Here is a 26025-nt window from a genome sequence, read left to right as displayed (position 1 = left end):
GCCGCGCGGTCGTAGAGTCGGGGCCATGACCTCTACCGACAGTGCTGCCACCGACACCGCCCAGAAGGCGCCCGCCAAGGACCCCTGGGACCTGCCCGACGTCTCCGGACTCGTGGTCGGGGTGCTCGGCGGAACCGGGCCGCAGGGCAAGGGCCTGGCCTACCGGCTCGCCAAGGCCGGACAGAAGGTGATCATCGGCTCGCGGGCGGCCGAGCGCGCCCGGGATGCCGCGGAGGGGCTCGGCCACGGAGTCGAGGGCGCAGACAACGCCGAGACCGCGCGCCGCAGCGACATCGTGATCGTCGCCGTGCCGTGGGACGGCCACGGCGAGACCCTCGCGTCCCTGCGCGGGGAACTGGCCGGCAAGCTCGTCGTCGACTGCGTCAACCCGCTCGGCTTCGACAAGAAGGGCGCCTACGCGCTCAAGCCCGAGGAGGGCAGCGCCGCCGAGCAGGCCGCCGCCCTCCTCCCGGACTCCCGGGTCACGGCCGCCTTCCACCACCTGTCCGCCGTCCTGCTCCAGGACCCGGAGATCGACGAGATCGACACCGACGTGATGGTGCTCGGCGAGGTGCGGGCGGACGTCGAGATCGTCCAGGCCCTGGCCGGGCGGATCCCCGGGATGCGCGGGATCTTCGCCGGGCGGCTGCGCAACGCCCACCAGGTGGAGTCGCTGGTGGCGAACCTGATCTCCGTCAACCGCCGGTACAAGGCGCACGCCGGGCTGCGCGTCACCGACGTGTGAGCCGGTGAGGTCCATGGGGGACACTGGACGGCAGCAGCAGTGCCGCAGTGTCCCCCGACAGGAGTCGACCCCATGCCCCGCCTCGCCCTCTACGCCCTGATCGTCTGCGTCCTCTCCGTGGCCGCGGCCGTCGTCTCCTTCACACGGGGCAGCTTCCTGGGGATCGTGTGGGTGCTGCTGGCGGGCCTGTCGTCCAACATGTGCTGGTACTACGCCAAGCGCGCCAAGCAGCGGAAGTCCGTCACCGGCTGACGCGCGCCCGTCAGGGGGCCGCCGAGCAGAACTCGTTCGAGCCCTGCCAGAAGCGGTACAGCTCCTGACCGCAGTACGTCTCGAAGTCGCTGATCCCGAGAGACTTCAGGATCGTGTCGATCACGTCGAAGAAGACGCCGTTCACCGCGGGCAGCCACAGCAGCGCGAACACGAAGAGCAGGCCGAACGGCGCGAACGGCTCCACCTGGCGCCGGATGCCGTACGACAGCCAGGGCTCGATCACGCCGTAGCCGTCCAGGCCCGGCACCGGCAGGAAGTTCAGCAGCGCGGCCGTCACCTGGAGCAGAGCGAGGAAGGCCAGCGCGAAGCGGAAGTCGTTCGGCACGCCGTCCAGCGCGTCCAGCCAGAACGGGGCGGTGCACACGACGGCGAACAGCACGTTCGTCAGCGGGCCCGCCGCCGAGATCAGGCTGTGCTTCCAGCGCTCCCGGATCCGCCCCCGCTCGATGAACACCGCGCCGCCGGGCAGTCCGATCCCGCCCATGATCACGAAGATCACCGGGAGCACGATGCTGAGCAGCGCGTGCGTGTACTTGAGCGGGTTCAGGGTCAGATAGCCCTTCGCGCCGACCGAGATGTCGCCGCTGTGCAGGGCGGTGCGCGCGTGCGCGTACTCGTGCAGGCACAGCGAGACGATCCACGCCGCCGTCACGAACAGGAACACGGCGACCCCGGGCTGCTCGGCGAACCCGGTCCAGGTCGCCCATCCCGTGACCGTCGTCACGGCGAGGATCCCGACGAACACGGGACTGATCCGCCGCTCGCTGTGGCGGGTGGTGGCGGTGGTCATGGGGCTCCCTGCACTCATCGACACGGGGTGGGACGGCCCGACAGTACTGGGCGCAGGTGAAAAACGTCTCGCGCGGGCGGTCGGTTCCGGGGAGGGTGGGCGCATGGGGCTCTGGCACGTGTACTACGAGGACTGGCAGATGGAGTGCTGCGGCACGCCGTTCTCGGTGGGGGACGAGGTGAGCTGGCCGCTGCTGCTCCTGGACTCCGGCACCGTGCCGGGCGGCGGCCGGCACGACCGGCTCACGGAGATCACCGGGCCCGTGGAGGACGTGGGCGGCGTGCGGATGGTGCGGGAGGAGACGGGCCTCCCGGTGGCCCTCGGGGCGGACCCCGACGCCGACGAGGACCGGCGCCCGGAACCGGGGAGCCGGACCCGGACGGTCGGGCTGCTGTACGTGGAGCGGCACGGCGCGAAGTGGCCCGAGGCCCGCGGACGCGTACGGGCCGTACAGGTGCTGACCCAGACCTGGGCCGAGACGGCGCCGGGCTCGCGCTCCTACGAGCCGGTGCGGGGGGAGCACGTGCTGCGGACGGTGGAGCGGTGCCCGAAGTGGTTCAAGGAGACCGAGGCGGAGCCGTCGGCAGACGGGCGGGGACGGCGCTCGCGCGAATCGGGGGTGGTGGTGACCCTGGACGTGACGGGCACGGACTCCCCGCTCTCCCTTCCGGCCGGCCGCGCCCGGCGCCGCCGAGGATCCTGATGCCGCGCCTGCTCCCGGCACCGCCCCCCGAACGCCCGCCGCGCCGTCAACCGCCGTGACCCGCCCCCGTATCCCCGGAGACAATGAGCCCGTGCACTACCGCATCCTCGGCACCACGCAGGCGCTCCGCACCGACGGGACGGCCGTTTCGGTCGGTGGGGCGCGGTTGCGTGCGCTGCTGACCGTGCTCGCGTTGCGGGCGGGACGCACCGTGCCCACGGGGCTGCTCGTCGACGAGGTGTGGGGCGCGGACCCGCCCGCCGACGCGCCGGGCGCGCTGCAGGCACTGGTCGCGCGGTTGCGGCGGACGCTCGGGGCGGACGCGGTGGCCTCCGCGGAGGGCGGGTACCGGCTCACGGCCGCGCCCGACGACGTCGACCTGCACCGGTTCGAGCGGCTGGCCGGCGAGGGGCTGCGGGCGCTGGCCGACGGCGACCCCGCCAAGGCCTCCGTGGTCCTCGACGACGCCCTCGCCCTGTGGCACGGCCCGGCCCTCGCCGACCTGCCCGACCGCACCGCCGAGGCGGCCCGCTGGGACACCCGCCGCCTGGACGTGCTGCGCGCCCGCCACACCGCCGCCCTCGCCCTCGGCCGGGCCGAGCAGTCCCTGCCGGAACTGACCGCGCTGTGCGACGGCCACCCCTTGGACGAGCCCCTCCAGACCCTGCGCCTGCGCGCCCTGCGGGAGGCCGGCCGCACGGCGGAGGCACTGGACGCCTACGAGGACGTGCGGCGTCTGCTCGCCGACCGTCTCGGCGCCGACCCGGGCCCGGAACTGCGAGCCCTCCACGCGCAGTTGCTCCGCCTGGGAGACACGCCCGTACCCGCACCCGCCGCCGAGGGGCCGGGCAGGTCCGCCGGGAACCTCCGGGCCCGCCTCACCTCCTTCATCGGCCGGGAGACCGACATCGAGACCATCCGCGGGGACCTCGCCGCGGCCCGGCTGGTCACCCTGCTCGGTCCCGGCGGTGCCGGGAAGACCCGGCTGTCGCAGGAGGCCGCCGAGACCGTACGACAGGCCATGCCGGGCGGCGTGTGGCTCGCCGAACTCGCCCCGGTCGACGACCCCGCCGCTGTCCCCGAGGCCGTGCTCACCGCCGTCGGTGCCCGCGAGACCGTGCTGTACGGAGCCGGCGCCGAGGGCATCCGGGCCGCCGTCGCCGACCGGCTCGACGACCCCGTCGAGCGGCTCGCCGAACACTGCTCCCGACCGCACACGCTGCTGATCCTCGACAACTGCGAGCACGTGGCCGACGCCGCCGCCCGGCTCACCGAAGAGCTGCTGGCGCGCTGCCCGGACCTCACCGTCCTCGCCACCAGCCGTGAACCGCTCGGCGTGCCGGGGGAGTTGCTGCGCCCGGTGGAGCCGCTGCCCGAGCCGGTCGCGCTGCGGCTGCTCGCCGACCGGGGCGCGGCGGCGCGGCCCGGCTTCCGGATCGAGGACGATCCGGAGGCGTGCGCCGAGATCTGCCGGCGCCTCGACGGCCTGCCGCTGGCCATCGAACTCGCCGCCGCCCGGCTGCGGATGCTCACCCCCCGCCAGATCGCCGACCGGCTCAACGACCGCTTCCGCCTCCTCACCTCCGGCAGCCGCACCGTCCTGCCCCGCCAGCAGACCCTCAGAGCCGTCGTCGACTGGTCCTGGGATCTGCTCGACGAGGACGAACGGGACGTCCTGCGGCGGCTGTCGGTGTTCGCCGGCGGCTGTGACCTGCCCGCCGCCGAGGCCGTGTGCGGACCGGCCGCCCTGGAGGCGCTCGGCTCTCTCGTCGACCGCTCCCTGGTCGTCGCCGCCCCGCCCGGCGGGCCCGCCGACGGGGAGATGCGCTACCGGCTGCTGGAGACCGTCGCCGAATACGCCGCCGAACGGCTGGACGAGTCCGGGCAGCGCGCCGACGCAGAGCGCGCCCACCTGACGTACTTCCGTGAACTCGCCCGCACCACCGACCCGTTGCTGCGCAGCCCCGGCCAGCTCGCCGCCATCCACCGGCTGGAGCGGGAGTACGACAACCTGCGCACGGCCCTGCGCCACGCCGTCACCGCGCGCGACGAGCAGGAGGCGCTGTGCCTGGCGCTGTCCCTCGTCTGGTACTGGCAGATGCGCGATCTGCGCATCGAGGCCCGCAACTGGTGCCGCGAGATCATGTCGCTGGGCCCGGATCCCTTCGCCGAGCCCGTCCGCCCCGCCGCCGCGGTGTGGCCGCGCTGCACCGACGCCCCGCCCCCGATGACCGGCGAGATCCTGTGGGAGGCCCGGCGCGGCATCCACCTGGCCCATCTCGCCTGCATGGACACCGAACTGGAGGCCTGGCAGAACGGCCGGTCCCAGCGCAAGCTGCGGACCATCGCCCGGACCTACGAACCGGGCCTGCCGCAGAACTGCCGCCTGCCCGGCCTGCTCTGGTTCTTCGCCGTGATGCTGACCGGCGACATGGACCGGCTGCGCGTCATCATCGACGCGTCCATCGACACCTGCCGCCGGACACCCGGCTTCGACTGGGAACTGGCCTCCGGCCTGCAGATGCGGGCCAACTTCCTTGCCAACCGCACCGACTGGGCCGGCGACGCCGCGCGGGACGCCGACGAGTCACTGGAGATCTACCGGCGCCTGGGCGACGCCTGGGGCACCGCCGAGGCCCTGTCCGCCCGCGCCGAGGCCCATGAACGAAAGGGTGAACACGCCCTGGCCGCAGCCGACTACGAGGCGGCCATCGCTCACGCCGAGCACCTGGGCGCCCGTGCCCAGGCAGCCGTCCTCACCGCCCGCCTGGGCAGCGCCCTGCTGGAGGCCGGCGAGGACGAACGCGGTGAGCGGCTGCTGCGCGAGGTGATCGCGCAGCGCGCGGACTCGCACAACGAGGCGATGCCCGCCGCGCGGCTGTTCCTCGCCGCCCGGCTGGGCATGACGGGCCGTGTCGCGGAGGCGCGCGAGCACCTGCGGCGGCTGCGCCAGGACTTCCGTATCGCCCACTTCATCGTCTTCGACGCGTTCATCCTCGGTTCGGAGGCCTGGCTGGACGCCGCGGAGGGACGGCACGAGGAGTGCCTGCGCCTGATCCGCAAGGCGCTGGAGCGGGCCGGTGATCCGCTGGCCACGGCCATCACGCCCCATATGCGCTCGGGATACCTAATCGTCGGCGCCTGGGCCCTGGCCGGTCTCGACGGCGGGCGGCGCGCCGCGGACGCGGCCCGCTGCCTGGGCGCCTTCGATGCCTTGCTGCCGGCCGGTCATGTCGCCCAGCTCCAGGAGCGGGTGACCCGTGAGCGGGCCGAGCGGCAAGCCCGGGCCGCGCTCGGCGACGCGGCGTACGAGACCGCGTACGCGCAGGGCGACGGCCTCTCCCTGGAAGAGGCCGTCGCCCTGCTCTGACGCGGATCCGCCCGTCCGTCAGCTCTTGGTGCGGAACTTGTGGATCGCGACCGGCGCCATCACGGCCGTGATCGCCACGGACCAGCCGAGCGTCACCCACAGGTCGTGCGCCACCGGCCCGCCCACCATCAGACCGCGCGAGGCGTCCGCGAGCGTGGACAGCGGGTTGTAGTCGGTGAACGCCTGGAGCCAGCCCGGCATCGACGTCGTCGGCGCGAAGATCGACGAGCCGAACTGCAGCGGGAACAGCACCAGGAACCCCATGGCCTGCACGGACTGCGCGCTCTTCATGATCACGCCGAGGGTGAGGAACACCCACATGATCGACGAGGCGAAGGCCGTGGACAGGGCCACGGTCGCGAACAGCCCGGGCCAGTTCGTGATCTCGAACCCGACCGCGACGGCGACGATCATCAGCACGGCGGTCGCGAACAGCATCCGCAGCAGCTCCACCGAGATCTTCGCGAACAGCACCGAGCCGCGGCCGATGGGCAGGGACCGGAAGCGGTCCATGACACCGGAGTTGAAGTCCTGGCTGAAGCCGGTGCCGACGCCCTGGGAGAGCGTCATGCTCATCATCGCGATCATGCCGGGGATGACGTACTGGACGTACCGGTCCTGCCCGCCGCCGAGCGCCTGCCCGATCGAGCCGCCGAACACGAACACGAACAGCAGGGTGAAGATGACCGGCATCAGCAGCGCGTCGGCCATCGACTCCGGGTCCTGGCGGATCCACAGCAGGTTGCGGCGGACGAGGGCACTGGTGTGCCGCAGGTGCCCACGCAGGCTGATCCGGGCGTCGTCGGTCGTCGCGGGGGTGGAGACGGTGGCGGCACTCATACGGCGACCTCTTCGCGGTCCTCGGCGGGCACGGTGTCCTGCGGTGCACTGGCGCGGTGGCCGGTGAGGGACAGGAACACCTCGTCCAGGCTGGGCAGTTCGGTGGTGACGGCGGCGAGCGTGACGCCGCGCGCCGTGAGGGCACCGACGACGGCGGTCAGCTGCTCGTCGCTGAGGATCGGTACGAGGAGGGTCCCGGAGTCGCTGTCCACGGTGGTGGTCGCGAGCCCGGTGATGCCGAGGTCGTCCAGGTGCGCGGCGAGCGGCCGCAGGTGCAGGGCGTCGGCCGGCCGGATCCGCAGGGTCCGCCCGCCGACCTTGGCCTTGAGTTCCTCGATGCCCCCGCCCGCGACGACCTTGCCCTTGTCCACGACGGTCAGCTCGGAGGCGAGCTGCTCGGCCTCCTCCATGTACTGCGTGGTCAGCAGCACCGTCACGCCGTCGCCGACCATGGCCTTCACCTCGTCCCACACCTCATTGCGGGTGCGCGGGTCGAGTCCGGTGGTCGGTTCGTCGAGGAAGAGGACGGCGGGCCGCCCGATCATCGAGGCGGCCAGGTCGAGCCGCCGCCGCATACCGCCGGAGTAGGTGCTCGCGGGCCGCTTGGCGGCCTCGGTCAGCGAGAACCGCTCCAGCAGTTCGTCGGCACGCGCGCGTGCCTCCTTGCGGGGCAGGTCGAGCAGCCGCCCGATCATGTACAGGTTCTCCCAGCCGGGGAGCTTCTCGTCGACGGAGGCGTACTGCCCGGTGAGCCCGATCACCCGGCGCAGCTGCCGCGGCTGCCGTACGACGTCGTACCCGGCCACCGTGGCCTGCCCCGAGTCGGGCGCGAGCAGCGTGGACAGGATCCGCACGAGGGTGGTCTTCCCGGCACCGTTGGGCCCGAGCACCCCCATCACGGTGCCTTCCCGCACCTCCAGGTCGACCCCGTCCAGAGCCTTGGTCTCCCCGTAGTGCTTCACCAGCCCCCGCACGGTCACAGCGGCGCCGCTGGTCTGATAGTCGATTCGCGTCATGGGACAGACGCTCTCAAGCGCCACCGACAAACCGCCGACAGATCACCGACAGCCCTCGCCGGTGATCCCGGAAAGGGGACAGCCCGTCGACGGGGGACGATCGACGGGCTGTCCGTGGTACCGCTGTGGCTCTAGTGGACGGAGTGCTCGTCTTGCGGGAACGTTCCCCCGACGACCTCGTCCGCGAACGCCTTCACCGCGTCACCCATGACCTCGCGCAGGTTGGCGTACTGCTTCACGAACTTCGGCATCCGCCCGCCGGTCAGACCCAGCATGTCCGTCCAGACCAGCACCTGCGCGTCGGTCTCGGGGCCCGCCCCGATGCCGACGGTCGGGATGTGCAGCACCCGCGTCACCTCGGCGGCCAGCTCCGCGGGGACCAGCTCCAGCACCACCGCGAACGCGCCCGCGTCCTGCACGGCCTTCGCGTCCCTCAGCAACTGCTGGGCCGCCTCCTCGCCGCGCCCCTGCACGCGGTAGCCCATCGCGTTGACCGACTGGGGGGTCAGCCCGATGTGCGCCATGACCGGGATGCCGGACTCGACGAGCAGCCGGATCTGCTCGTGCGACCGCTCGCCCCCCTCCAGCTTCACGGCCTGCACGCCCGCCTCCTTCACCAGCCGGGTCGCCGAGCGCAGTGCCTGCACCGGACCCTCCTGGTAGGAGCCGAAGGGCAGGTCGCCGACGATCAGGGCGCGCGAGGTGCCCCGTACGACCGCCGCCGACAGCATCGTCATCTCGTCGAGGGTGACGGGCACGGTCGTCTCGTACCCGAGGTGGCAGTTGCCCGCCGAGTCGCCGACGAGCATCACCGGGATGCCGGCCTCGTCGAAGACGGACGCCGTCATCGCGTCGTACGCGGTGAGCATCGGCCACTTCTCGCCGCGCTCCTTGGCGGCGGCGATGTCGCGCACGGTGATACGGCGGGTGCCCTTGCCCCCGTACAGCGCCCTGCCGCTGTCGGAGGACTTCGCCCGAGCAGTCTGGGCAGCCGGAAGCTGCGTCATTACACGGCTCCTAACACGTCATCTCGAGGCGCCCTGACGGCGTCCCCGGACCACGTCCATGGTGGCACCTCGTGCCACCGAGGGCTAGGGGAGCCCCCCGTGAGTTCCGCCCCCGGATCCGCGAGCGGGTGCTGTGTAAGAGACGGGTAAGAGAATTCCAATACGAGACGGTCTCGTATCGAAATGGTTCTAGGCTCGACCGCATGACTACCTCTGACGACCCGGCCGCGCCCACCGGCCCCCGCGTACCGGAAGCGGTGCACCGGCGCCGCTGGGCGATCCTCGGCGTGCTGATGCTGAGCCTGCTGATCGTCGTGCTCGACAACTCGATCCTGAACGTCGCCATCAAGACGATCTCCACCCCGGCCCCGACCGGCCTGGGCGCCACGCAGAGCGAGCTGGAGTGGGCGATCAACGCCTACACCCTCGTCTTCGCGGGCCTGCTGTTCACCGCGGGGCTGCTCGGCGACCGGCTGGGACGCAAGAAGGTGCTGCTCGGCGGCCTCGCCGTGTTCGGCATCGGCTCCGCGTTCGCCGCGTTCTCCGGCTCGCCGGGCGAGCTGATCACCTTCCGGGCCGTGATGGGACTGGGCGCCGCGTTCGTCATGCCCGCCACCCTCGCCGTCCTCATGAACGTCTTCGAGCGCGAGGAGCAACCGAAGGCCATCGGCGTCTGGGCGGGCGGCGTCGGCCTCGCCGTCGCCATCGGTCCGATCACCGGCGGCGTGCTGCTGGAGCACTTCTGGTGGGGCTCGGTCTTCCTCGTCAACGTGCCGATCGTGCTGCTCGCGCTCGCGCTGATGCTCTGGCTGGTGCCCGACTCGCGCGACCCGCACCCCGGCCGGGTCGACCCCGTCGGCGTGGCGCTGTCCGTCGTCGGCCTGGTCCTGCTCGTCTACGGCATCATCGAGGGCGGCCAGCACGCCGACTTCACCGACGTCACCGTGCTGTCCACCATCGGAGCCGGTCTCGCCGTGCTCGTCGCGTTCGTCGTGTTCGAAAAGCGCAGCGACCACCCGTCGATCGACGTCACGTACTTCCGCAACAAGGCCTTCTCGGCCGCCATCGCCGCCATCGCGCTGGTCTTCTTCGCGCTGATGGGCGTGACCTTCTTCTCCGTCTTCTACACGCAGAGCGTGCGCGGCTACTCGCCCCTGCAGACGGGCCTGCTGATGCTGCCGCTGGCCGCCGCCCAGCTGATCTTCGCGCCGCGCGCCCGGCTGGTCGTCGACCGCTTCGGCAACAAGACCACGACCACGGCCGGTCTGCTCGTCATCGCCGCCATGCTGGCCGCCTTCGCCACCCTGGACGCGGACACCCCCATCTGGATCCTGGAAGTGATCTTCTTCCTGATGGGCGCCGGCATGGCACACATCATGACGCCGGTCAGCGTCGTCATCATGCAGGCCCTGCCCCGCGAGAAGGCCGGCTCCGCCTCCGCGCTCAGCAACACCTTCCGGCAGGTCGGCGGCGCCCTCGGCGTCGCCGTCCTCGGCTCGGTGCTGTCCACGGCGTACCGCACGGGCATCGAGGACAAGCTCGGCGCGCTGCCCCCGGCCCTGCGCCACACCGCGGGGGAGTCCATCGAGGCCACCCTCGGTGTCGCCGCCGGGCTGGGTCCGCGGGGGGAGTCCCTGGTCGCCCCGGCCTACGACGCGTTCCTGCACGCCATGCACGTCACCGCCCTGTGGGGTGCCGGCGTCGCCCTGGCCGGCGCGGTCGTCGTGGCGCTGTTCCTGCCGGGCAAGCCGCCGGCGCCCCAGGGGACGGAGGGGGAACAGGAGTTGTCGCACACCAGGTCGTAGGCCTGCGGGAGAATTCACCCCCGCGCAGCAAGGAACGGTCTCCACCCGGTCAGGAAAGGACGCAGCGACGTGAGCCTCGCCGAACGGCACCCCCCGCACGACGGCCCCGGGAGGGGCCGCCCCAGAAGCGAGGCCGTCGAGGGCGCCATCATCGAGGGCGTGATGAAGCTCCTGGAGGAGGGCGTGCCGCTGGCGGAGCTGTCCATCGAGCGCATCGCCCGCACCGCCGGGGTCGGCAAGGCCACCATCTACCGCCGCTGGAGCGGCAAGGAGGAACTCTTCGTCGACGTCGTGCGCACCGCCGAGCCGCCGGACCCGCCGCTGCCCGGCACCTCCCTGCGCGACGACCTCGTGGTCCTGCTGGAGCAGGTGCGCCGGCGCGGCCTGGCCAACCGCTCGTCGGCGATCCTGCACAGCGTGCAGGCCCAGATGAAGAGCAGTCCGAAGCTCTGGGCGGCGTACCACGCCACCGTCGTCGCCCCGCGCCGCCGGCTCGGCCTGGAGGTCCTGAGCCGTGGTCAGGAGAACGGCGAACTGCGCACGGACCTGGACCTCGAACTGCTGAACGACCTGTTCGTCGGCCCGATGCTCGTGCGCGCCGTGCTGCGCCCGGACGCCGAACTCCCCGACGACCTCGCCGAGCAGATAGTCGACACCCTGCTCGAAGGGCTGCGGCCCGACAGCTCACCGCCCGTCAGTTCGGTCTCCCGCGAGCCCTAGTGTGCGCGTTTCGTCACAGAGGGCGCTTTCAGCGGGCGTGAGCGGAACTCGCCGCGGGGACTCGAACGTCATCGCCCCCGTACGGCCGTCGAGGGACGGCGGGGAACGGAACGGATCATCCCCTAGGGTCGTAAGGACACGGGGGCGATGGTGTGCACGGCAGGCAGTGAGGCGACGGTATGGCGCAGCAGGCGTACATGACGGAGACGGACAACGGCGGCTCGGGGCCCGAGCACCGGGGAACCCGGCTTCGGCGCCTGTTCGACCGGCTGGCGGGCCCCTGGCGGGGCGATCCGCGGATCTGGCGTCGCGGGCTGATCGTGGCCGGGTGCGCGGTGCTGCTGGCCCTGGTCATGGGACTGCACTCGCGGATCCCGAACAGGATCGGCAACCTGGGCAGCCTCATCGAGACGTTCCTGCCCTGGCTGGGGATTCCCGTCGCCCTGCTGTTCGTCCTCGCGCTGGTCCGCAGGTCCGCGACCGCGCTGATCGCGGTGGTGCTGCCGTCCGTGGTCTGGCTGAACCTCTTCGGCGGCCAGCTCAGCGACAAGACCGCGACCGGCGGTGACCTCACCGTGGTCACCCACAACGTCAACGCCGACAACCCGGACCCGTCGGGCACCGCCCGTGACGTGGCCGCCTCCGGCGCCGACGTGCTGGCCCTGGAGGAGCTGACGCCGGCCGCGGTCCCGACGTACGAGAAGGCGCTGGCGTCGACGTACCGCTACCACTCGGTGCAGGGCACGGTCGGGGTGTGGAGCAAGTACCCGCTGACCGGCGTCCGGGACGTCGACCTCGACATGGGCTGGACCCGCGCGATGCGCGCCACCGTGACCGCCCCGGCCGGGCAGGTCGCGGTCTACGTCGCCCATCTGCCGTCGGTGCGCGTGAAGATGGAGGCCGGCTTCACGGCCCGGCAGCGTGACCGCAGCGCGGACTACCTCGGCGAGGCCATCGCCCACGAACCGCTGAAGAACGTGGTCCTGCTCGGCGACCTGAACGGCACCATGAACGACCGGGCCCTCAACGCCGTCACCTCCCAGATGCGCTCCACGCAGGGCGCGGCCGGCAACGGTTTCGGTTTCAGCTGGCCCGCGTCGTTCCCGATGGCGCGCATCGACCAGATCATGGTCCGGGGCCTGACGCCGGAGAGCTCGTGGACCCTCCCGCAGACGGGCAGCGACCATCTGCCGGTCGCGGCCCGTGTGAGGGTCGCCACAAGCGGCTCCTGAAAACCGCTGGTCAGGGCTCTTCCGGCAGATATCCGCAGCTGCGGCGTCACCTCGTGGAATAGTGCGCCTGCGAGACTTTGTTCCGTACTTGAACATACGCGTACGGATCTCCAAGCAAGTCTCGAAAGGCTCCTTCATGCCCCTGGCCCTGCTCGCCCTCGCCGTGGGCGCCTTCGGCATCGGTACGACCGAGTTCGTGATGATGGGGCTGTTGCCCGACGTCGCGGACGACCTGAACATCTCGATACCCAGCGCCGGCCACCTGGTGTCGGCGTACGCGCTGGGCGTCGTCATCGGCGCCCCGCTGCTGGCCGCGGTCACCGCGAAGATGTCCCGCCGCACGGTCCTGATCGGCCTGATGGGACTGTTCGTGGTGGGCAACGCCCTGTCGGCCCTCGCGCCCGACAACGGCTGGCTGCTGGCCGCCCGCTTCCTGAGCGGCCTGCCGCACGGCGCCTTCTTCGGCGTGGGCGCCGTCGTCGCGATGAACATGGTCGCTCCCGAGCGCAAGGCGCGCTCGGTCTCGCTGATGTTCCTCGGCCTGACGGTCGCGAACGTCGCGGGCGTGCCGGTCGCGACCCTCATGGGCCAGCACCTCGGCTGGAGGGCGACCTTCCTCGGTGTCAGCGCCATCGGTCTGGCGGCGATCGCCGCGCTCGCGTTCCTCATCCCGCACGACCACCAGCACACCACCGCGGGGGGCCTGCGCGGCGAACTCGCCGCCCTGCGCTCCCTGCCGGTCTGGCTGTCGCTCGGCACCACCGTGGCGGGCTTCGGCGCCCTCTTCGCGGCCTACAGCTACATCACGCCGATGCTCACGGACGCCGCCGGTTACGCCGGTGCCAGCGTCACCCTGCTGCTGGCGCTGTTCGGCGTCGGCGCGACCGCCGGCAACCTGCTGGGCGGCCGCCTGGCCGACCACTCCCTGCGGGGCACCCTGTTCGGCGGCCTCACCTCGCTGGTGGCGGTCCTGTCGCTGTTCCCGCTGCTGATGCGCACGGAGCTCACGGCCGCCGTCGCCGTGATCCTGCTCGGCATGGCGGCCTTCGCCACCGGCTCCCCGCTCCAGCTGATGGTCATGGAGAAGGCCTCCTCGGCCCCGTCCCTGGCCTCCTCGGCCAACCAGGCCGCCTTCAACCTGGCCAACGCCGGCGGCGCCTGGATCGGCGGCCTCGCCCTGGCCGCGGGCTTCGGCGTCACCTCCCCGGCCACGGCCGGCGTGGCCCTGGCCGTCCTCGGTCTGGCCGTGGCGTCGCTGGCCTGGGCGGTGGACCGGCGCCGGGCGCCGGTCGCCGGACGCGAGCGGATCGTGGCGAGCCATGTCCCGCAGGAGGCGGAAGCGGTACACCGCTGACCGCTTCCGGTGCGCGGCGGCCCGGGGGACGAGGTCCCGCGGGCCGCCGTCGCGTCTACCGGGGCGCCCGGCGCCGCGCCGCGACGATCGCCGAACTGGCGGGCGTGGTGAGGACTTCGGCCGCGTCCAGGTCCGGATGGGTCAGGTAGAACAGACGCAGCTCGTCGACCTCGCCCTCGAACCGGGGCGGCCACTCGGCCGACGGGGTGAAGTCGTCCAGGACGAGAATCCCTCCGGGGGCGAGCAGGTCGACGACCCCGCGGGGATCGTCCCGCTTGCCTCCGCCGTCGCAGAAGAAGACGTCGAACGGGGCGTGCCGTTCGAGCAGCCGCCAGTCGCCGGTGAGGACGCTGACGCGGCTGTCGTCCGCGAAGACACCGGCCGCCCGACGGGCCAGCTCCGCGTCACGCTCCACGGTGACGAGCCGCGCGCCCTCCCCGAGACCACTGTGCAGCCAGGCCGTCCCCACCCCCGACCCGGTGCCGCTCTCGGCGACGACCCCGCCGGGCTTCGCAGCGGCGGCCGTCCTCAGCAGCCTGCCCACCTCACGGATGCAGCTCTTCTCGAACCCCGCCTCGGCGGCGAGACGTTCGGCGGCTTCGACACGGGACGGAACAGCACGCACTGCCATGGTCGGCCCCCCCCCTCACGGTGGGCCCGACGCTACCTGACCACCTGTCAGGGCACCGGCCGATTGATCGAGTTCGCCCGACCGCCGGTCGAAGTCGTCGGAGCCGGACGGCGACCATCAGCAGGCATTCCGGTGGGCACCCGGCGCCGTCGAGGGCGAGTGGACCCGCGGCGCCGGCTCGCAGTCCAGGGCCGCCGCGGGGGCCGGGCTCGGTGCGGCGACCGTGCGGCCCGCGCCGGACGGCCCGGTCAGGCGCGCTCGCGGGGCACCGTCGTGCGAGCCGCTCTGCCCGGCGAGGGAGCCGGCCTGCCGGGGGCGTCGCCGGTCGGTGAAACCGGCGTGCCGGGCGGCCTCCGCTTCCAGCGCCTCGGTGCCGGCGTACGGGATGAGGCCTCGCCGGACGCGTTCCCGTTCCCGTACTCGGTGCCGCCGCCACGGGGCGACGGGCTCGTCGGCCACCGCCGTGCCGGACACGCCGGTCGCCTCCCGCACGAGCCCGCCGGGTTCCTCGACCAGGGTGCCGAGGCCGACGTCGATGTCGTGGCGGGCCGCCGTCTCCCGCACCGGCCGGTCGGGCCACCACGTGAGCCGGTGACGCCGGCGACACCGAGCGCCCGTCACCCGGTCGTGGCGGTGCCCCGCGCGGGAGGCGGCGTGTGCGGCCGGCCGCTACTGCGACTGCGTCGCGATCTGGATCAGGTTGCCGCAGGTGTCGTCGAAGACGGCCGTGGTGACGGGGCCCATCTCCAGGGGCTCCTGGGTGAAGCGGACGCCGAGGCCGCTCAGGCGCTCGTACTCGGCCCGGACGTCGGCGACGGCGAACTGGGCGAGCGGGATGCCGTCGCCGATGAGCGCGTCGCGGTAGGTCTTGACGGCCGGGTGGCCGGCGGGCTCCAGGAGCAGCTCCGTGCCGCCGGGTTCCTCGGGGGAGACGACGGTCAGCCATCGGTCCTTCTCGCCCACCGGGACGTCGTGCTTCTTCACGAAGCCGAGGACCTCGGTGTAGAAGCGGAGGGCCTTGGCCTGGTCGTCGACGAAGATGCTGGTGAGTCGGATTTTCACGGGGTGCTCTCCTCGGGTCCGGGTGCCTCGCGTCCGAGCCATCTCTCGGCGATGTCGCGCAACGGGGCCGTGTTCAGGTCGTGGAACTTGTAGCGGCCCTCCCGCCTGGTCTCGACGAGCCCGGCGGCCTCCAGCACGGCGAGGTGCTGGGAGACCGCCTGGCGCGAGATGCCGAGCCGATGCCTCATGCTCAGCCGCGAGCAGATCTCGAACAGTGTCTGCCCGGACTGCTCCGCGAGCTCGTCGAGGATGGTGCGACGCGTGGGGTCGGCCAGGGCTTTGAAGAGGTCGTCGGCCACGACCTCACCATAGGCAAGTGTTCACTTGCCTATCAAGCCCTTCCTCCCGGACCGACCCGTCAGAGCGACTCCCGCCACCCGTTCGTGATCGGCAGCCGCCGGTCCTTCCCGAACCCCTTCGCCGAGATCTTCGTGCCCGGCGGGTACTGCCGCCGCTTGTACTCCGCCGTGTCGACCATGCGCAGCGTCTTCGCGACCAGCGCCGGGTCGTACCCGGCCGCCACGATCTCGTCCGCGCCACGGTCCCGGTCGACGTACAGCTCGAGGATGGCGTCCAGCACCGGGTAGTCGGGCAGTGAGTCCGTGTCCACCTGGCCCGGGCGCAGCTCCGCGCTCGGGGGCTTGGTGATGGAGTTCTCCGGGATCGGCGGGGTCTGGCCGCGCTCCCGGGCGGCCCGGTTGCGCCACTCCGAGAGACGGAAGATCGACGTCTTGTAGACGTCCTTGATGGGGCCGTACGCCCCGACCGAGTCGCCGTAGAGCGTCGAGTAGCCGACCGCCAGTTCCGACTTGTTGCCCGGGGCGAGAACGATGTGGCCCTCCTGGTTGGAGAGCGCCATGAGCAGAGTGCCGCGCAGGCGCGACTGGAGGTTCTCCTCCGCCAGGCCCGTCAGGCCCAACGAGCCCATGTACGCGTCGAACATCGGCTCGATCGCGACCGTGCGGTAGTTCAGGCCCGTGCGGCGGGCCAGTTCGGCCGCGTCGTCCTTGGAGTGGTCCGAGGAGTACTTCGACGGCATCGACACGCCGTACACGTTCTGCGGGCCCACCGCGTCGCACGCGATCGCCGCCACCAGGGAGGAGTCGATACCGCCCGACAGGCCGATCAGGACCGACCTGAAGCCGTTCTTCGCGACGTACGCCCGCAGACCCACGACGAGCGCCGAGTAGACCTCCTCGTCGTCGTCCAGGCGGTCCGCGTAGCCGCCCGTGAGCTCGGGCTCGTAGGGGGCCAGCGGTTCCTCCGAGAGCACCACGCGGTCGATGCGCAGGCCGTCGTCGACCACGCCCGTCGGGGCATCGGCCGACGCCGCCGGCAGATCCAGGTCCAGGACCACACAGCCCTCGGCGAACTGCGGCGCCCGGGCCACGACCGCGCCGTCCTTGTCGACCACGATCGAGTCGCCGTCGAACACCAGCTCGTCCTGGCCGCCGATCATGGCCAGGTACGCCGTGGTGCAGCCGGCCTCCTGGGCCCGCTTGCGGACCAGCTCCAGGCGCGTGTCGTCCTTGTCGCGCTCGTAGGGGGAGGCGTTGATCGAGACCAGCAGGCCCGCCTGCGCCGAACGGGCGGCGGGGACGCGGCCGCCGTCCTGCCAGAGGTCCTCACAGATGGCCAGGGCGACATCCACGCCGTGCACCCGCAGGATCGGCATGCTGTCGCCGGGCACGAAGTAGCGGAACTCGTCGAACACGCCGTAGTTGGGCAGGTGGTGCTTGGCGAAGTTCAGGACCACCTCACCGCCGTACAGCACCGCGCCCGCGTTCTGCGGCGCGCCGGCCGGCTGGCCGTACTTCGGCTGGGCGGTCGCACTGCGGTCGAGGTAGCCGACGATCACCGGCAGCTCTCCGAAGCCCTCCTCGGCCAGGCGCGCGGCGAGAGTGCGCAGCGCCGCGCGCGAGGCCTCCACGAAGGACGACCTGAGCGCCAGGTCCTCGACGGGATACCCGGTCAGCACCATCTCCGGGAACGCCACGAGATGCGCTCCCTGCTCGGCGGAGTGCCGGGTCCAGCGGACGATCGACTCGGAGTTGCCGGCGAGGTCGCCCACGCGGGCGTCGATCTGGTTCAGGGCGAGACGTAGTTGAGGCACGCCGTCCAGTGTAATCGTCAGAGCGACACAATGGGGTGGTGTGGGTCACCCCACACCACCCCGGTCCCCTTGCGGAGGTCAGTGGCGCCGGTACGACTCGACGTAGCCGGAGGCGGGCGAGCCCACGCCGGTGACGTCGTCGTAGCCCTTCACGGCCGCGAGGGAGCTGTCCTTGCCGAGACTGCGCACGGACGTGGCCAGACCGCCGGTGGCGTCGTAGCCGTTCACGAAGTCGACCCGGGCCACGGCGAGGCCGGAGCCCGTCGGGTCGTCGGTGACGTCGTGGTAGACCTTCGAGCCGGACTTCGCGTAGATCGCCGGGTTGGCGAAGCCGATCGCCTTGCCGCCGCGGGCCTCCTGGGCCAGGGCCTGGATGGCCGCGATGGTCGGCGCGGCGAGCGAGGTCCCGCCGATGCGGTACTCGCTGTAGGCCTGCTTCCTGCCGTCGGGGAGGGTCTGCGTCTGCCCCACCAGGAAGCCGGTGTTGGGGTCGGCGATCGCCGCGATGTCCGGGACGACCCGGTTGCCGTCCGCGCTGTTGGCCTTCGCCAGCGCGTCCGGCACGACTCCCTGCTGGTAGAAGGGCTCGGCGACCGTCTTGCTGGTGCCGCCGCCCGCGCCGGAGGTGAAGGCGCCGGGGAAGCCCGTCCAGCTCTTGCCGTCGGCCGACAGGTTCGCCTTGTCGGTGCCCCAGCCGGTCTCCCAGAGGTACGTGTCGTTCTTGCCGACGGCCAGCGAGGTGCCGCCGACGGCGGTGACCCACGCCGAGTTCGCCGGGGAGTCGACCTGCTTCGTCCCGGAGCTCGCGACCTCGTCGCCGTCGTCGCCGGAGGAGAAGTAGAAGCCGATGCCCTCGACGGCGCCCAGCTGGAAGACCTGGTCGTAGGCGGCCGCGAGGTCGGGCGTCTGCGCCGCCTCGACCTCGCCCCAGGAGTTGGACACGATGTCGGCCAGGTGGTGGTCGACGACCTTGCCGAGCGCGTCGAGCAGGTCGCCGTCCGTGCAGGAGGCGGCGCCGACGTACGTGACGTCCGCGGCCGGGGCGACCGCGTGCACCGCCTCGACGTCCAGGGTCTCCTCGCCGTACCAGCCGGACGCCGAGCAGTCCTCGGTGTTCGTGTACTTCGCGGGCAGCACCTGGTGCAGCTGGCCCGTCTTCCACGCCGCGTCGCCGTTGCGCTTGGCGTAGGTGCCGGCGTCGTAGGCGATCGTCGGGGAGGCGTACGCGTCCGTGATGGCGACCCGGACGCCCTTGCCGGTGCGCTTGCCCGCGCCGTAGGCGGCCCGCAACTGCTTGCCCGTGTACCCCTTCACGGCGTACGGGATCTTCTTGCCGTACGCGTCCGGGAGCGTGCTCGCGGTGTTCGAGCCGTAGTACGAGGAGAACGGCCCCGCGTTGCGGAACACGGTGTCGGGCGGCGGCAGTTGATCGTCGTGCGTGGCCATGTGCGGCGCGTTGTCCAGCCCGGTCACGGTCAGGACGGCGTCGGCCAGGCTCTGCGGCACGGAGGCGGTGCTCGCCGGGGCGCGGTAGGTCTTCGAGCCCTTGGCGAAGTTGTGCAACTGGGTGCCGAACGCCTTCTCGGCGGCGGCCACGTCACCGGTGACGGAGACGTAGTGCCGCGTGACGCCGGTGACCTTCAGGCCGGCCGCCGTCAGCCAGGACTTCACGGCCGCCACCTGGGCCGCGGTGGCGCCGAAGCGGGCCTGCGCCTTCCTGGCCGACAGGTACTTGCCGTACGAGGCCGAGTCCGGGTCGGAGACCGCCTTCGCGTAGGCGGCGAGGCCCGCGGCGTCCTTGCCGGCGAGGTAGACCCGGGCCGAGACCCGGGCGCCGTCGGAGGTGGCGCCCTTGTCCGCCTTGGCCGTGGCCCAAGCGGGCCGGGTCCCGGACAGCAGGTCGCGGACCGGATGGTCGGCGGCGTGTGCCGCGGGTATGCCGAGCGCCAGCGCACCGGCGAGCATCGGCAGTGTCGCTGCCATGCTCACCCCGGCGCGCACCGTGGCGCGGTTGGATCTCATGGAACCCCCTGTGCGGTTCGTCGCGAGTGGATCACTCGACGGACGCCACTCTCGCGATGAACCGTTCATGCCAGGGAATGGTGCAGCCCAAGAAGCGCTCTACGGAGGCCAAGAAGAGCCCAAGAGGCCGCGATGAAGGGCGATTTGAGGCTTAAGCGCAGGCCCTCTTCAGGACCGAGGCGCCGCGCCCCGCTCCTTCAGCATGTCCGCCATCAGGGAGATCTCCGACTGCTGCGCCTCCACCATGCCCTGGGCGAGCCGCTTCTCCACCCCCACCGCGCACCGGTCCACACACCCCTCGGCCATGTGGACACCGCCCTGGTGATGGTCCGTCATCAGCTGGAGGTAGAAGACCTCCGCCCGCTTCCCGCTGAGCTCGCCGAGCTTCTTCATCTCGGAGTTGGTCGCCATGCCCGGCATCAGCGCGCCGTCCTTGCCGGAGGCCATGCCGCCCATGTCCATCCACGTCATGGGCGGTTTGGAGGACACCTTGGGCAGACCCCACAGATCGAGCCAGCCGAGCATCATGCCGCGCTGGTTGGCCTGCGTCTGCGCGATGTCGTACGCGAGGCGCCGGACCTCCTCGTCCTCGGTGCGGTCGCGCACGATGTACGACATCTCCACGGCCTGCTGGTGGTGCACCGCCATGTCCCGCGCGAACCCGGCGTCCGCGGACTCGGCAGACGGGGTCACGCTGCCGCCGTCGTCGCCGGCGACCGCGTAGGTGATCGCGCCGGCCGCGACGAGCGCCGCCGCCGCGGCCCCGGCGATCAGACCGACGTGCCTCACTTGGAGAGCCCGTTCGTGCAGGCGGCACCCGGCTCGGGGGTCTGCTCGCCCTGGACGAACTTCTCGAAGAACGCGTCCACGTTCGGGTCGCTCGCGCCCGTCACCGTGCGCTGGTGGCCCCACGCCGAGAGCATGATCGGGTCCTTCTGGTCGTCCATCGGGCTCATCAGCGTGTACGGCGTCTTCTTCACCTTCGCCGCGAGCGCGTCGACGTCGGCCTTCTTCGCCTTGGCGTTGTACGTCACCCACACCGCGCCGTGCTCCAGCGAGTGCACGGCGTTGGTGTTGTTCAGCCGCTCGGTGTAGACGTCGCCGTTGCAGTTCATCCAGACCGGGTTGTGGTCACCGCCGACCGGCGGCTCGGAGGCGTACTTCACGGCCTTGGTGACGTGGTTGCGGGCCAGCTTCCCCTCCCAGGTCTTCACGCCGTCCTTGCCCGTCACGAACTTGCCCTTGCCCGAGGAGTCGCTCGCCGCCGCGGAGTCACTGCCCTTGTCGTCCTGGGACCGCACGAGCACGACGCCGCCGACGACGAGACCGGCGACGACCACCACGCTGGCGGCGATGGTGAGGATCCGGTTGCGGCGCTCACGGGACTGCTCGGCGCGCCGCATCTCCTCTATGCGCGCCTTGCGGTCCGTGCCGGTCTTGTTGGCGGAGCCCATGAGGTGTCCTTCGTGGGAAAGGTGACGGTCGGGTCGGCTGATCGTAATGGGGGAGACGGGGCGCCTCGTAGGGCGGTCGCGGGAATGGGCCGAATCGATACGGCACCGACAGCTGCACGACAGGTTCACCGACCCCCGGCCCCGCACTCCCGCCGATAATTTGAACCGCAGATTCCCATTACCTAGGCTGCCTGCATGCGGCTGCTGCGCTCCACCGACCTCGCCCTGCGGGTCCTGATGCGGCTCGCCGTCGCGGGCGGGTCCAGCCCGACGACCCGGGAGGTCGCGGACGGCATGGACGTGCCCTACACCCATCTCGCGAAGGTCGTCGCCGAGCTCCAGCACATGCATCTGCTCGCGGCCCGCCGCGGGCGCGGCGGCGGCCTCACCCTCACCGAGCAGGGCCGTACCGCCTCGGTCGGTGCGGTCGTCCGCGCCTTCGAGGGCAGCGGCGACGTCGTCGACTGCGAGGGCCCCACCCCCTGCCCCCTCAACTCCGCCTGCCGCCTGCGCACCGCCCTGCGCCGGGCCCAGGAGGCGTTCTTCGCCTCACTGGACCCGGTCACGGTGGAGGACATCGTGGCGGAACCGACCGGGATCCTGCTGCTGGGGATCTCGCGGGGCGCCGATCCCCGTGGTGTCTAGGCCGCCTGCCCCGCCAGCCACAGGTCCGGGCCGAACACCTCGTAGTGGATGTCGGCGGGGGCCACGCCCTTGGCGATCAGCTGGGTCCGCACGGCCCGCATGAACGGGAGCGGGCCGCACAGGTACGCGCGCGTGCCCGTGGCGAGCGGAACGCCGGTGAGGTCGACCAGGCCGAGGTGCGTGCCTGCGGGGGCGTCCTGCTCATACCAGAGGTGGACGGCCGCGTCCGGGAGCTTGGCCGCGTGGGCCTCGTGGTCGGTGCGCAGGGCGTGGGTCGCGGGGGAGCGGTCGGCGTGCACCACGGTGACCGGGGCGCGGTGCCCCGAGTCGGCGAGGTGGGCCAGCATCGCGGTCATCGGGGTCACGCCGATGCCCGCCGAGGCCAGCAGCAGGGGCGTGTGGGGGCCGGCGTCCAGGACCAGGTCGCCACACGGCTCGGACAGCTCCAGGACGTCGCCCACCCGCACGCGCGCGTGCAGGTGGTTCGAGACCTCGCCCTCGGGGGCGCCGGCCTCGCGCACGCGCTTGACGCTGATCTGCCGCAGGTCCGGGCCGGGCGCCCCCGACAGGCTGTACTGCCGTATCTGCCGGGCACCGTCCGCGAGGGCGACGCGGACGGAGACGTACTGGCCCGCGAGGAAGTCCCGCACCGGACCGCCGTCGGCCGGCCGCAGCCGGAACGTGGCGACGTCCGCGGTCTCGGCGACCCGCTCGACGACCTCCCAGGCCCGCCAGGTGTGCCCGCCGCGCTCCTCGCGCAGCCGCTGCTCCACGGCGATGAGCGCGTTCGCCATCAGCCAGTAGACCTCGCCCCACGCGGCGGCGACCTCGGGCGTGACCGCGTCGCCGAGCACCTCGGCGATGGCGGCGAACAGGTGCTCGTGGACGATGCCGTACTGCTCGGGTGCGACACCGAGCGAGGCGTGCTTGTGGGCGATGCGCCGCAGCATCGCGTCCGGCCGCTGCTCCGGGTGGTCCAGCAGGTGCGTCGCGAACGCCGCGACGGAACCGGCCAGTGCCTGCCGCTGGGTGCCGGAGGCCTGGTTGCCCCGGTTGAACAGATCCCGCAGCAGCTCCGGGTGGGCCGCGAACAGCCCCGCGTAGAAGCGCTCGGTGATCGTGCCGAGGGCCGTGCCGACGGCGGGGAGTGTGGCGCGGACGGTGGCGGCGGACTGCTCGGACAGCATCAGGGCTCCTCAGGGCTCGGCTGCGGGCACGCTATTTAAAGTTGCATATGAGATGCAAATTAAGTGGAGGCGCAGCGAGAGGAACCGGCCGTTACGGATGTCGGCGCGAGCAGGCACTATGGGCGGAAGAGCAGTTCACCTGCCGTACGTGAGGCATTCGATCCCGGGCCGCCCGGGCGATCATGGTCCGCAACGCGTACGAAATGGTGGTGTGGTGGGATGCTCAGGTGCCCGACCGCCTCCCGTGGTACGGAAGACAGGCGGCCTGACCAGCAAGGATGGGGAAGCGGAAGATGGACAAGCAGCAGGAGTTCGTGCTCCGGACGTTGGAGGAGCGCGACATCCGGTTCGTACGCCTGTGGTTCACGGACGTGCTGGGCTTCCTCAAGTCCGTCGCCGTGGCCCCGGCCGAACTGGAACAGGCCTTCGACGAGGGCATCGGCTTCGACGGCTCCGCGATCGAGGGCTTCGCCCGGGTCTACGAGTCCGACATGATCGCCAAGCCGGACCCGTCGACCTTCCAGATCCTGCCCTGGCGTGCGGAGGCCCCGGGCACGGCCCGGATGTTCTGCGACATCCTCATGCCGGACGGCTCCCCGTCCTTCGCCGACCCGCGCTACGTGCTCAAGCGGGCCCTCGCCCGCACCTCCGACCTGGGCTTCACCTTCTACACCCACCCGGAGATCGAGTTCTTCCTGCTGAAGGACCGGCCGCTGGACGGCAGCCGCCCGACGCCCGCCGACAACTCCGGCTACTTCGACCACACCCCCACCAACGTCGGCATGGACTTCCGCCGCCAGGCGATCACCATGCTGGAGTCGATGGGCATCTCGGTGGAGTTCTCCCACCACGAGGGCGCGCCGGGCCAGCAGGAGATCGACCTGCGCTACGCCGACGCGCTCTCCACCGCCGACAACGTCATGACGTTCCGCCTCGTCATGAAGCAGGTGGCGCTGGAGCAGGGCGTGCACGCCACGTTCATGCCGAAGCCGTTCTCCGAGCACCCCGGCAGCGGCATGCACACGCACCTGTCGCTCTTCGAGGGCGACCGCAACGCCTTCTACGAGTCGGGCTCGGAGTACCAGCTCTCCAAGGTGGGCCGCTCCTTCATCGCGGGCCTGCTGCGGCACGCGGCGGAGATCTCCGCGGTCACCAACCAGTGGGTCAACTCCTACAAGCGCATCTGGGGCGGCGCCGAGCGCACGGCGGGCGCGGGCGGCGAGGCCCCGTCCTACATCTGCTGGGGCCACAACAACCGCTCGGCGCTCGTCCGCGTCCCGATGTACAAGCCCGGCAAGACGGGCTCGGCGCGCGTGGAGGTCCGCTCCCTGGACTCCGGCGCGAACCCGTACCTGGCCTACGCCCTGCTGCTGGCCGCCGGCCTCAAGGGCATCGAGGAGGGCTACGAACTCCCGCCGGGCGCCGAGGACGACGTCTGGGCCCTCTCCGACGCGGAACGCCGCGCGATGGGCATCGAGCCGCTCCCCCAGAACCTGGGCGAGGCCCTGACCCTGATGGAACGCAGCGACCTGGTCGCCGAGACCCTCGGCGAGCACGTCTTCGACTTCTTCCTGCGCAACAAGCGCCAGGAGTGGGAGGAGTACCGCTCGGAGGTCACGGCGTTCGAGCTGCGGAAGAATCTGCCGGCGCTGTAGACGCAGGTCAGGGCGGGTTCCCGCTGCTTCGGCGGAGGGGGCCGGCGGTCACGGACCGTCGGCCCCCTCCGCTTCGCGTGCCCGGCGCGCCCGGGCCCCCTCCGCCGGGGCCGGCGGACGTCCCCCGGCGCGCTCACACCGACGCGTTCTCCGACGCCGTCGTCCAGGCGAAGCCGTCCGGGTCGGTGAACGGTTCCGCGTCGCTGCCGATGATGAGGCGGTGTGAGCCCGTGCCGTCGGGGGAGACACCGGCGACCTTGGCGAGGCCGCGGCGCTTGTACAGGGCCAGCTTGACCGGGCCCGTACCGGTGGCGAACTCGACGTACTTGCCGCCGAAGCTCTTCGCCACGGCCAGACCGTGCTCCACGTAGAACTGCTTGCTGGCCTTCACGTCCTCCACGCCGAGCAGCAGGACGACCTCGTCGACCTGCCGGGTCGCCGGGCCGGTGTTCTTCTTCGACGACGACGCGATCTGCCAGATCGTGCCGTCGGGGGCCTGCACGACGCCCCCGTAGCCCCACAGCGACTTCGCGGCGGGCTTCAGCGTCGTCGCGCCGGCCTGCACGGCCGCGTCGACGAGGGCGTCCACATCGGCCGGCTGGGCGACCACGAGCGACAGCGTGAACCCGCGGAAGCCGGAGGTCTGCGCCTGCGACGCGGTCAGGCGCAGCCGGTCGTCCAGGCCGAAGGCGGTGGAGTAGAAGCGGCCGGCGGCGGCGGGGTCGGCCACCTCGAGGGTGACGGATGCGATGGAAGTCATGACAACGACGCTAATCGCGCTCCGGCAACCGTGCTTCTCGATTCCTGACCGGGTTCTCCGGGCCCTCAGGCCTGCTGCCGCTTCAGGTCCGCGAGCAGCTGGTGCAACGGCTCCGTGGCCCTGCGCCGGTACTCCTGCACCGCCCACCCGTTGCCGTCCGGGTCCTGGAAGTGCATGAACGTGGCGCCGTCGTCCGGGGAGTACTGGACGGGTTCCGAGATGTCGAGGCCGCGGGCGACCAGCTCCGCGTGGGCCGCCTTGATGTCGGCCACGCACAGCTGCAGCCCCTGGTAGGAGCCCGGGGCCGGGGTGGGGCCGGGGGTCATCTGCCAGATCGACTCGCCCAGGGCGATCGAACAGCCGGAGCCCGGAGGGGTCAGCTGCACGATCCGCATCCCGGGCATGACCTCCTGGTCGATGTCCACGTGGAAGCCGACCTTGTCCCGGTAGAAGTCCCGGGCGCGGTCGATGTCGGTCACGGGCAGCGGGATGACTTCGAGGGTGATGTCCATGGCGTGACTCCTTCGTCCGGCCTCATGAGAACCGCCGTCTCGTCCGGCTGACGCCGGCTGAACGGCTCCCCTCACCGAAGCCGAAAACGGTGCACGGCGCCACCGAGTAGACGGCCGCACGGCCCGCGC

At 71.8% G+C, this 26025-nt stretch carries 25 protein-coding genes; 10 read left to right on the top strand and 15 right to left on the bottom strand.

Annotated elements, in window-relative coordinates; translation table 11 throughout:
* Positions 1–25 precede the first annotated feature (25 nt).
* Together npdG and ACFY9E_RS08025 are read left to right on the top strand one after the other, a co-directional pair.
* The gene (npdG, locus tag ACFY9E_RS08030) at positions 26–745 is read left to right on the top strand and encodes an NADPH-dependent F420 reductase (RefSeq protein ID WP_390980537.1); all 720 of its coding nucleotides are present in this window, start codon (positions 26–28) and stop codon (positions 743–745) included.
* A 72-nt stretch (positions 746–817) separates the two neighbouring features.
* Entirely contained in the window at positions 818–997 is a 180-nt protein-coding gene (locus ACFY9E_RS08025) for a hypothetical protein (protein WP_283969852.1), read from the top strand.
* 10 nt (positions 998–1007) lie between these two features.
* On the opposite strand, the gene ACFY9E_RS08020 is transcribed toward ACFY9E_RS08025, so the two are convergent.
* On the bottom strand, positions 1008–1808 hold the full coding sequence (locus ACFY9E_RS08020; RefSeq protein ID WP_390980535.1) for a site-2 protease family protein: 801 nt from the start codon (positions 1806–1808) through the stop codon (positions 1008–1010).
* A gap of 103 nt (positions 1809–1911) precedes the next feature.
* Between ACFY9E_RS08020 and ACFY9E_RS08015 the strand changes: the two genes are divergently transcribed.
* Together ACFY9E_RS08015 and ACFY9E_RS08010 are read left to right on the top strand one after the other, a co-directional pair.
* Positions 1912–2511, top strand: a complete 600-nt coding sequence (locus ACFY9E_RS08015; protein WP_390980533.1) for a DUF6578 domain-containing protein — start codon at positions 1912–1914, stop codon at positions 2509–2511.
* A 91-nt stretch (positions 2512–2602) separates the two neighbouring features.
* Positions 2603–5881 (top strand): BTAD domain-containing putative transcriptional regulator, encoded by a 3279-nt coding sequence (locus ACFY9E_RS08010; RefSeq protein ID WP_390980531.1) that lies wholly within the window; start codon positions 2603–2605, stop codon positions 5879–5881.
* 18 nt (positions 5882–5899) lie between these two features.
* Here ACFY9E_RS08010 and ACFY9E_RS08005 read toward each other — a convergent pair whose 3' ends face one another.
* The 3 genes from ACFY9E_RS08005 to panB form a co-directional block, all read right to left on the bottom strand.
* Positions 5900–6721: an ABC transporter permease gene (locus tag ACFY9E_RS08005; RefSeq protein ID WP_390980529.1), complete on the bottom strand. Its 822-nt coding sequence runs from the start codon at positions 6719–6721 to the stop codon at positions 5900–5902.
* Entirely contained in the window at positions 6718–7737 is a 1020-nt protein-coding gene (locus ACFY9E_RS08000) for an ATP-binding cassette domain-containing protein (RefSeq protein WP_390980527.1), read from the bottom strand. Before ACFY9E_RS08000 ends, ACFY9E_RS08005 begins: the two co-directional genes overlap by 4 nt.
* Before the next feature lie 131 nt (positions 7738–7868).
* A complete protein-coding gene (panB, locus tag ACFY9E_RS07995; RefSeq protein WP_390980525.1) occupies positions 7869–8744 on the bottom strand; it encodes a 3-methyl-2-oxobutanoate hydroxymethyltransferase in 876 nt (291 codons plus the stop codon).
* A 203-nt stretch (positions 8745–8947) separates the two neighbouring features.
* Here panB and ACFY9E_RS07990 point away from each other — a divergent pair, with 203 nt between their 5' ends.
* The 4 genes from ACFY9E_RS07990 to ACFY9E_RS07975 all read left to right on the top strand — a co-directional run bounded on the left by ACFY9E_RS07990 (position 8948) and on the right by ACFY9E_RS07975 (position 13855).
* Entirely contained in the window at positions 8948–10549 is a 1602-nt protein-coding gene (locus ACFY9E_RS07990) for a DHA2 family efflux MFS transporter permease subunit (protein WP_390980523.1), read from the top strand.
* 69 nt (positions 10550–10618) lie between these two features.
* Positions 10619–11269, top strand: a complete 651-nt coding sequence (locus tag ACFY9E_RS07985) for a TetR/AcrR family transcriptional regulator C-terminal ligand-binding domain-containing protein (RefSeq protein ID WP_390980521.1) — start codon at positions 10619–10621, stop codon at positions 11267–11269.
* A 179-nt stretch (positions 11270–11448) separates the two neighbouring features.
* Complete coding sequence (locus ACFY9E_RS07980) at positions 11449–12501, top strand: endonuclease/exonuclease/phosphatase family protein (protein WP_390980519.1); 1053 nt, start codon at positions 11449–11451, stop codon at positions 12499–12501.
* A 136-nt stretch (positions 12502–12637) separates the two neighbouring features.
* Positions 12638–13855, top strand: coding sequence for an MFS transporter (locus tag ACFY9E_RS07975; RefSeq protein ID WP_390980517.1), 1218 nt, complete (start codon positions 12638–12640; stop codon positions 13853–13855).
* A gap of 55 nt (positions 13856–13910) precedes the next feature.
* On the opposite strand, the gene ACFY9E_RS07970 is transcribed toward ACFY9E_RS07975, so the two are convergent.
* The 8 genes from ACFY9E_RS07970 to ACFY9E_RS07935 all read right to left on the bottom strand — a co-directional run bounded on the left by ACFY9E_RS07970 (position 13911) and on the right by ACFY9E_RS07935 (position 21137).
* A complete protein-coding gene (locus ACFY9E_RS07970) occupies positions 13911–14486 on the bottom strand; it encodes a class I SAM-dependent methyltransferase (RefSeq protein ID WP_390980515.1) in 576 nt (191 codons plus the stop codon).
* A 117-nt stretch (positions 14487–14603) separates the two neighbouring features.
* A complete protein-coding gene (locus ACFY9E_RS07965) occupies positions 14604–15050 on the bottom strand; it encodes a hypothetical protein (RefSeq protein ID WP_390980513.1) in 447 nt (148 codons plus the stop codon).
* Between the two features lie 105 nt (positions 15051–15155).
* On the bottom strand, positions 15156–15548 hold the full coding sequence (locus tag ACFY9E_RS07960) for a VOC family protein (protein ID WP_390980511.1): 393 nt from the start codon (positions 15546–15548) through the stop codon (positions 15156–15158).
* Positions 15545–15847: a metalloregulator ArsR/SmtB family transcription factor gene (locus tag ACFY9E_RS07955; protein ID WP_390980509.1), complete on the bottom strand. Its 303-nt coding sequence runs from the start codon at positions 15845–15847 to the stop codon at positions 15545–15547. Before ACFY9E_RS07955 ends, ACFY9E_RS07960 begins: the two co-directional genes overlap by 4 nt.
* Before the next feature lie 59 nt (positions 15848–15906).
* Positions 15907–17661, bottom strand: a complete 1755-nt coding sequence (locus ACFY9E_RS07950; RefSeq protein WP_390980507.1) for an NAD+ synthase — start codon at positions 17659–17661, stop codon at positions 15907–15909.
* Positions 17662–17739: 78 nt separating this feature from the next.
* Positions 17740–19683, bottom strand: coding sequence for a protease pro-enzyme activation domain-containing protein (locus ACFY9E_RS07945; protein ID WP_390980505.1), 1944 nt, complete (start codon positions 19681–19683; stop codon positions 17740–17742).
* A 168-nt stretch (positions 19684–19851) separates the two neighbouring features.
* Positions 19852–20472: a DUF305 domain-containing protein gene (locus ACFY9E_RS07940; RefSeq protein WP_390980503.1), complete on the bottom strand. Its 621-nt coding sequence runs from the start codon at positions 20470–20472 to the stop codon at positions 19852–19854.
* Positions 20469–21137: a DUF3105 domain-containing protein gene (locus tag ACFY9E_RS07935; protein ID WP_390980501.1), complete on the bottom strand. Its 669-nt coding sequence runs from the start codon at positions 21135–21137 to the stop codon at positions 20469–20471. Before ACFY9E_RS07935 ends, ACFY9E_RS07940 begins: the two co-directional genes overlap by 4 nt.
* A gap of 195 nt (positions 21138–21332) precedes the next feature.
* Between ACFY9E_RS07935 and ACFY9E_RS07930 the strand changes: the two genes are divergently transcribed.
* Positions 21333–21782: an Rrf2 family transcriptional regulator gene (locus ACFY9E_RS07930; RefSeq protein WP_390980499.1), complete on the top strand. Its 450-nt coding sequence runs from the start codon at positions 21333–21335 to the stop codon at positions 21780–21782.
* Here the strand turns inward: ACFY9E_RS07930 and ACFY9E_RS07925 are convergent.
* A complete protein-coding gene (locus tag ACFY9E_RS07925; protein ID WP_390980497.1) occupies positions 21779–22969 on the bottom strand; it encodes a globin domain-containing protein in 1191 nt (396 codons plus the stop codon). The genes ACFY9E_RS07930 and ACFY9E_RS07925 overlap by 4 nt on opposite strands.
* A 293-nt stretch (positions 22970–23262) precedes the next feature.
* Between ACFY9E_RS07925 and glnA the strand changes: the two genes are divergently transcribed.
* A complete protein-coding gene (gene glnA, locus ACFY9E_RS07920; RefSeq protein ID WP_033312643.1) occupies positions 23263–24624 on the top strand; it encodes a type I glutamate--ammonia ligase in 1362 nt (453 codons plus the stop codon).
* A gap of 133 nt (positions 24625–24757) precedes the next feature.
* Here glnA and ACFY9E_RS07915 read toward each other — a convergent pair whose 3' ends face one another.
* Together ACFY9E_RS07915 and ACFY9E_RS07910 are read right to left on the bottom strand one after the other, a co-directional pair.
* Complete coding sequence (locus ACFY9E_RS07915) at positions 24758–25384, bottom strand: glyoxalase (protein WP_390980494.1); 627 nt, start codon at positions 25382–25384, stop codon at positions 24758–24760.
* A 65-nt stretch (positions 25385–25449) separates the two neighbouring features.
* On the bottom strand, positions 25450–25896 hold the full coding sequence (locus ACFY9E_RS07910; RefSeq protein WP_390980492.1) for a VOC family protein: 447 nt from the start codon (positions 25894–25896) through the stop codon (positions 25450–25452).
* Between the last annotated feature and the right edge of the window lie 129 nt (positions 25897–26025).

This window comes from Streptomyces sp. NPDC012466, assembly GCF_042955215.1.
GTDB lineage: Bacteria > Actinomycetota > Actinomycetes > Streptomycetales > Streptomycetaceae > Streptomyces.
The sequence above is the reverse complement of the archived record's forward strand: the minus strand, read 5'-3'. Positions and strand labels throughout refer to the sequence as shown.

What these genes read in the sequence shown, in the direction of transcription:
- ACFY9E_RS07945 (WP_390980505.1), bottom strand. Translation starts at nt 19,683, where the DNA reads ATGAGATCCAACCGCGCCACGGTGCGCGCCGGGGTGAGCATGGCAGCG.
- ACFY9E_RS07910 (WP_390980492.1), bottom strand. Translation starts at nt 25,896, where the DNA reads ATGGACATCACCCTCGAAGTCATCCCGCTGCCCGTGACCGACATCGAC.
- ACFY9E_RS07980 (WP_390980519.1), top strand. Translation starts at nt 11,449, where the DNA reads ATGGCGCAGCAGGCGTACATGACGGAGACGGACAACGGCGGCTCGGGG.
- ACFY9E_RS08020 (WP_390980535.1), bottom strand. Translation starts at nt 1,808, where the DNA reads ATGACCACCGCCACCACCCGCCACAGCGAGCGGCGGATCAGTCCCGTG.
- ACFY9E_RS07975 (WP_390980517.1), top strand. Translation starts at nt 12,638, where the DNA reads ATGCCCCTGGCCCTGCTCGCCCTCGCCGTGGGCGCCTTCGGCATCGGT.
- ACFY9E_RS08005 (WP_390980529.1), bottom strand. Translation starts at nt 6,721, where the DNA reads ATGAGTGCCGCCACCGTCTCCACCCCCGCGACGACCGACGACGCCCGG.
- ACFY9E_RS07990 (WP_390980523.1), top strand. Translation starts at nt 8,948, where the DNA reads ATGACTACCTCTGACGACCCGGCCGCGCCCACCGGCCCCCGCGTACCG.
- ACFY9E_RS07970 (WP_390980515.1), bottom strand. Translation starts at nt 14,486, where the DNA reads ATGGCAGTGCGTGCTGTTCCGTCCCGTGTCGAAGCCGCCGAACGTCTC.
- ACFY9E_RS08000 (WP_390980527.1), bottom strand. Translation starts at nt 7,737, where the DNA reads ATGACGCGAATCGACTATCAGACCAGCGGCGCCGCTGTGACCGTGCGG.
- ACFY9E_RS07915 (WP_390980494.1), bottom strand. Translation starts at nt 25,384, where the DNA reads ATGACTTCCATCGCATCCGTCACCCTCGAGGTGGCCGACCCCGCCGCC.
- ACFY9E_RS08015 (WP_390980533.1), top strand. Translation starts at nt 1,912, where the DNA reads ATGGGGCTCTGGCACGTGTACTACGAGGACTGGCAGATGGAGTGCTGC.
- glnA (WP_033312643.1), top strand. Translation starts at nt 23,263, where the DNA reads ATGGACAAGCAGCAGGAGTTCGTGCTCCGGACGTTGGAGGAGCGCGAC.
- ACFY9E_RS07925 (WP_390980497.1), bottom strand. Translation starts at nt 22,969, where the DNA reads ATGCTGTCCGAGCAGTCCGCCGCCACCGTCCGCGCCACACTCCCCGCC.
- npdG (WP_390980537.1), top strand. Translation starts at nt 26, where the DNA reads ATGACCTCTACCGACAGTGCTGCCACCGACACCGCCCAGAAGGCGCCC.
- ACFY9E_RS07935 (WP_390980501.1), bottom strand. Translation starts at nt 21,137, where the DNA reads ATGGGCTCCGCCAACAAGACCGGCACGGACCGCAAGGCGCGCATAGAG.
- ACFY9E_RS07930 (WP_390980499.1), top strand. Translation starts at nt 21,333, where the DNA reads ATGCGGCTGCTGCGCTCCACCGACCTCGCCCTGCGGGTCCTGATGCGG.
- ACFY9E_RS08025 (WP_283969852.1), top strand. Translation starts at nt 818, where the DNA reads ATGCCCCGCCTCGCCCTCTACGCCCTGATCGTCTGCGTCCTCTCCGTG.
- panB (WP_390980525.1), bottom strand. Translation starts at nt 8,744, where the DNA reads ATGACGCAGCTTCCGGCTGCCCAGACTGCTCGGGCGAAGTCCTCCGAC.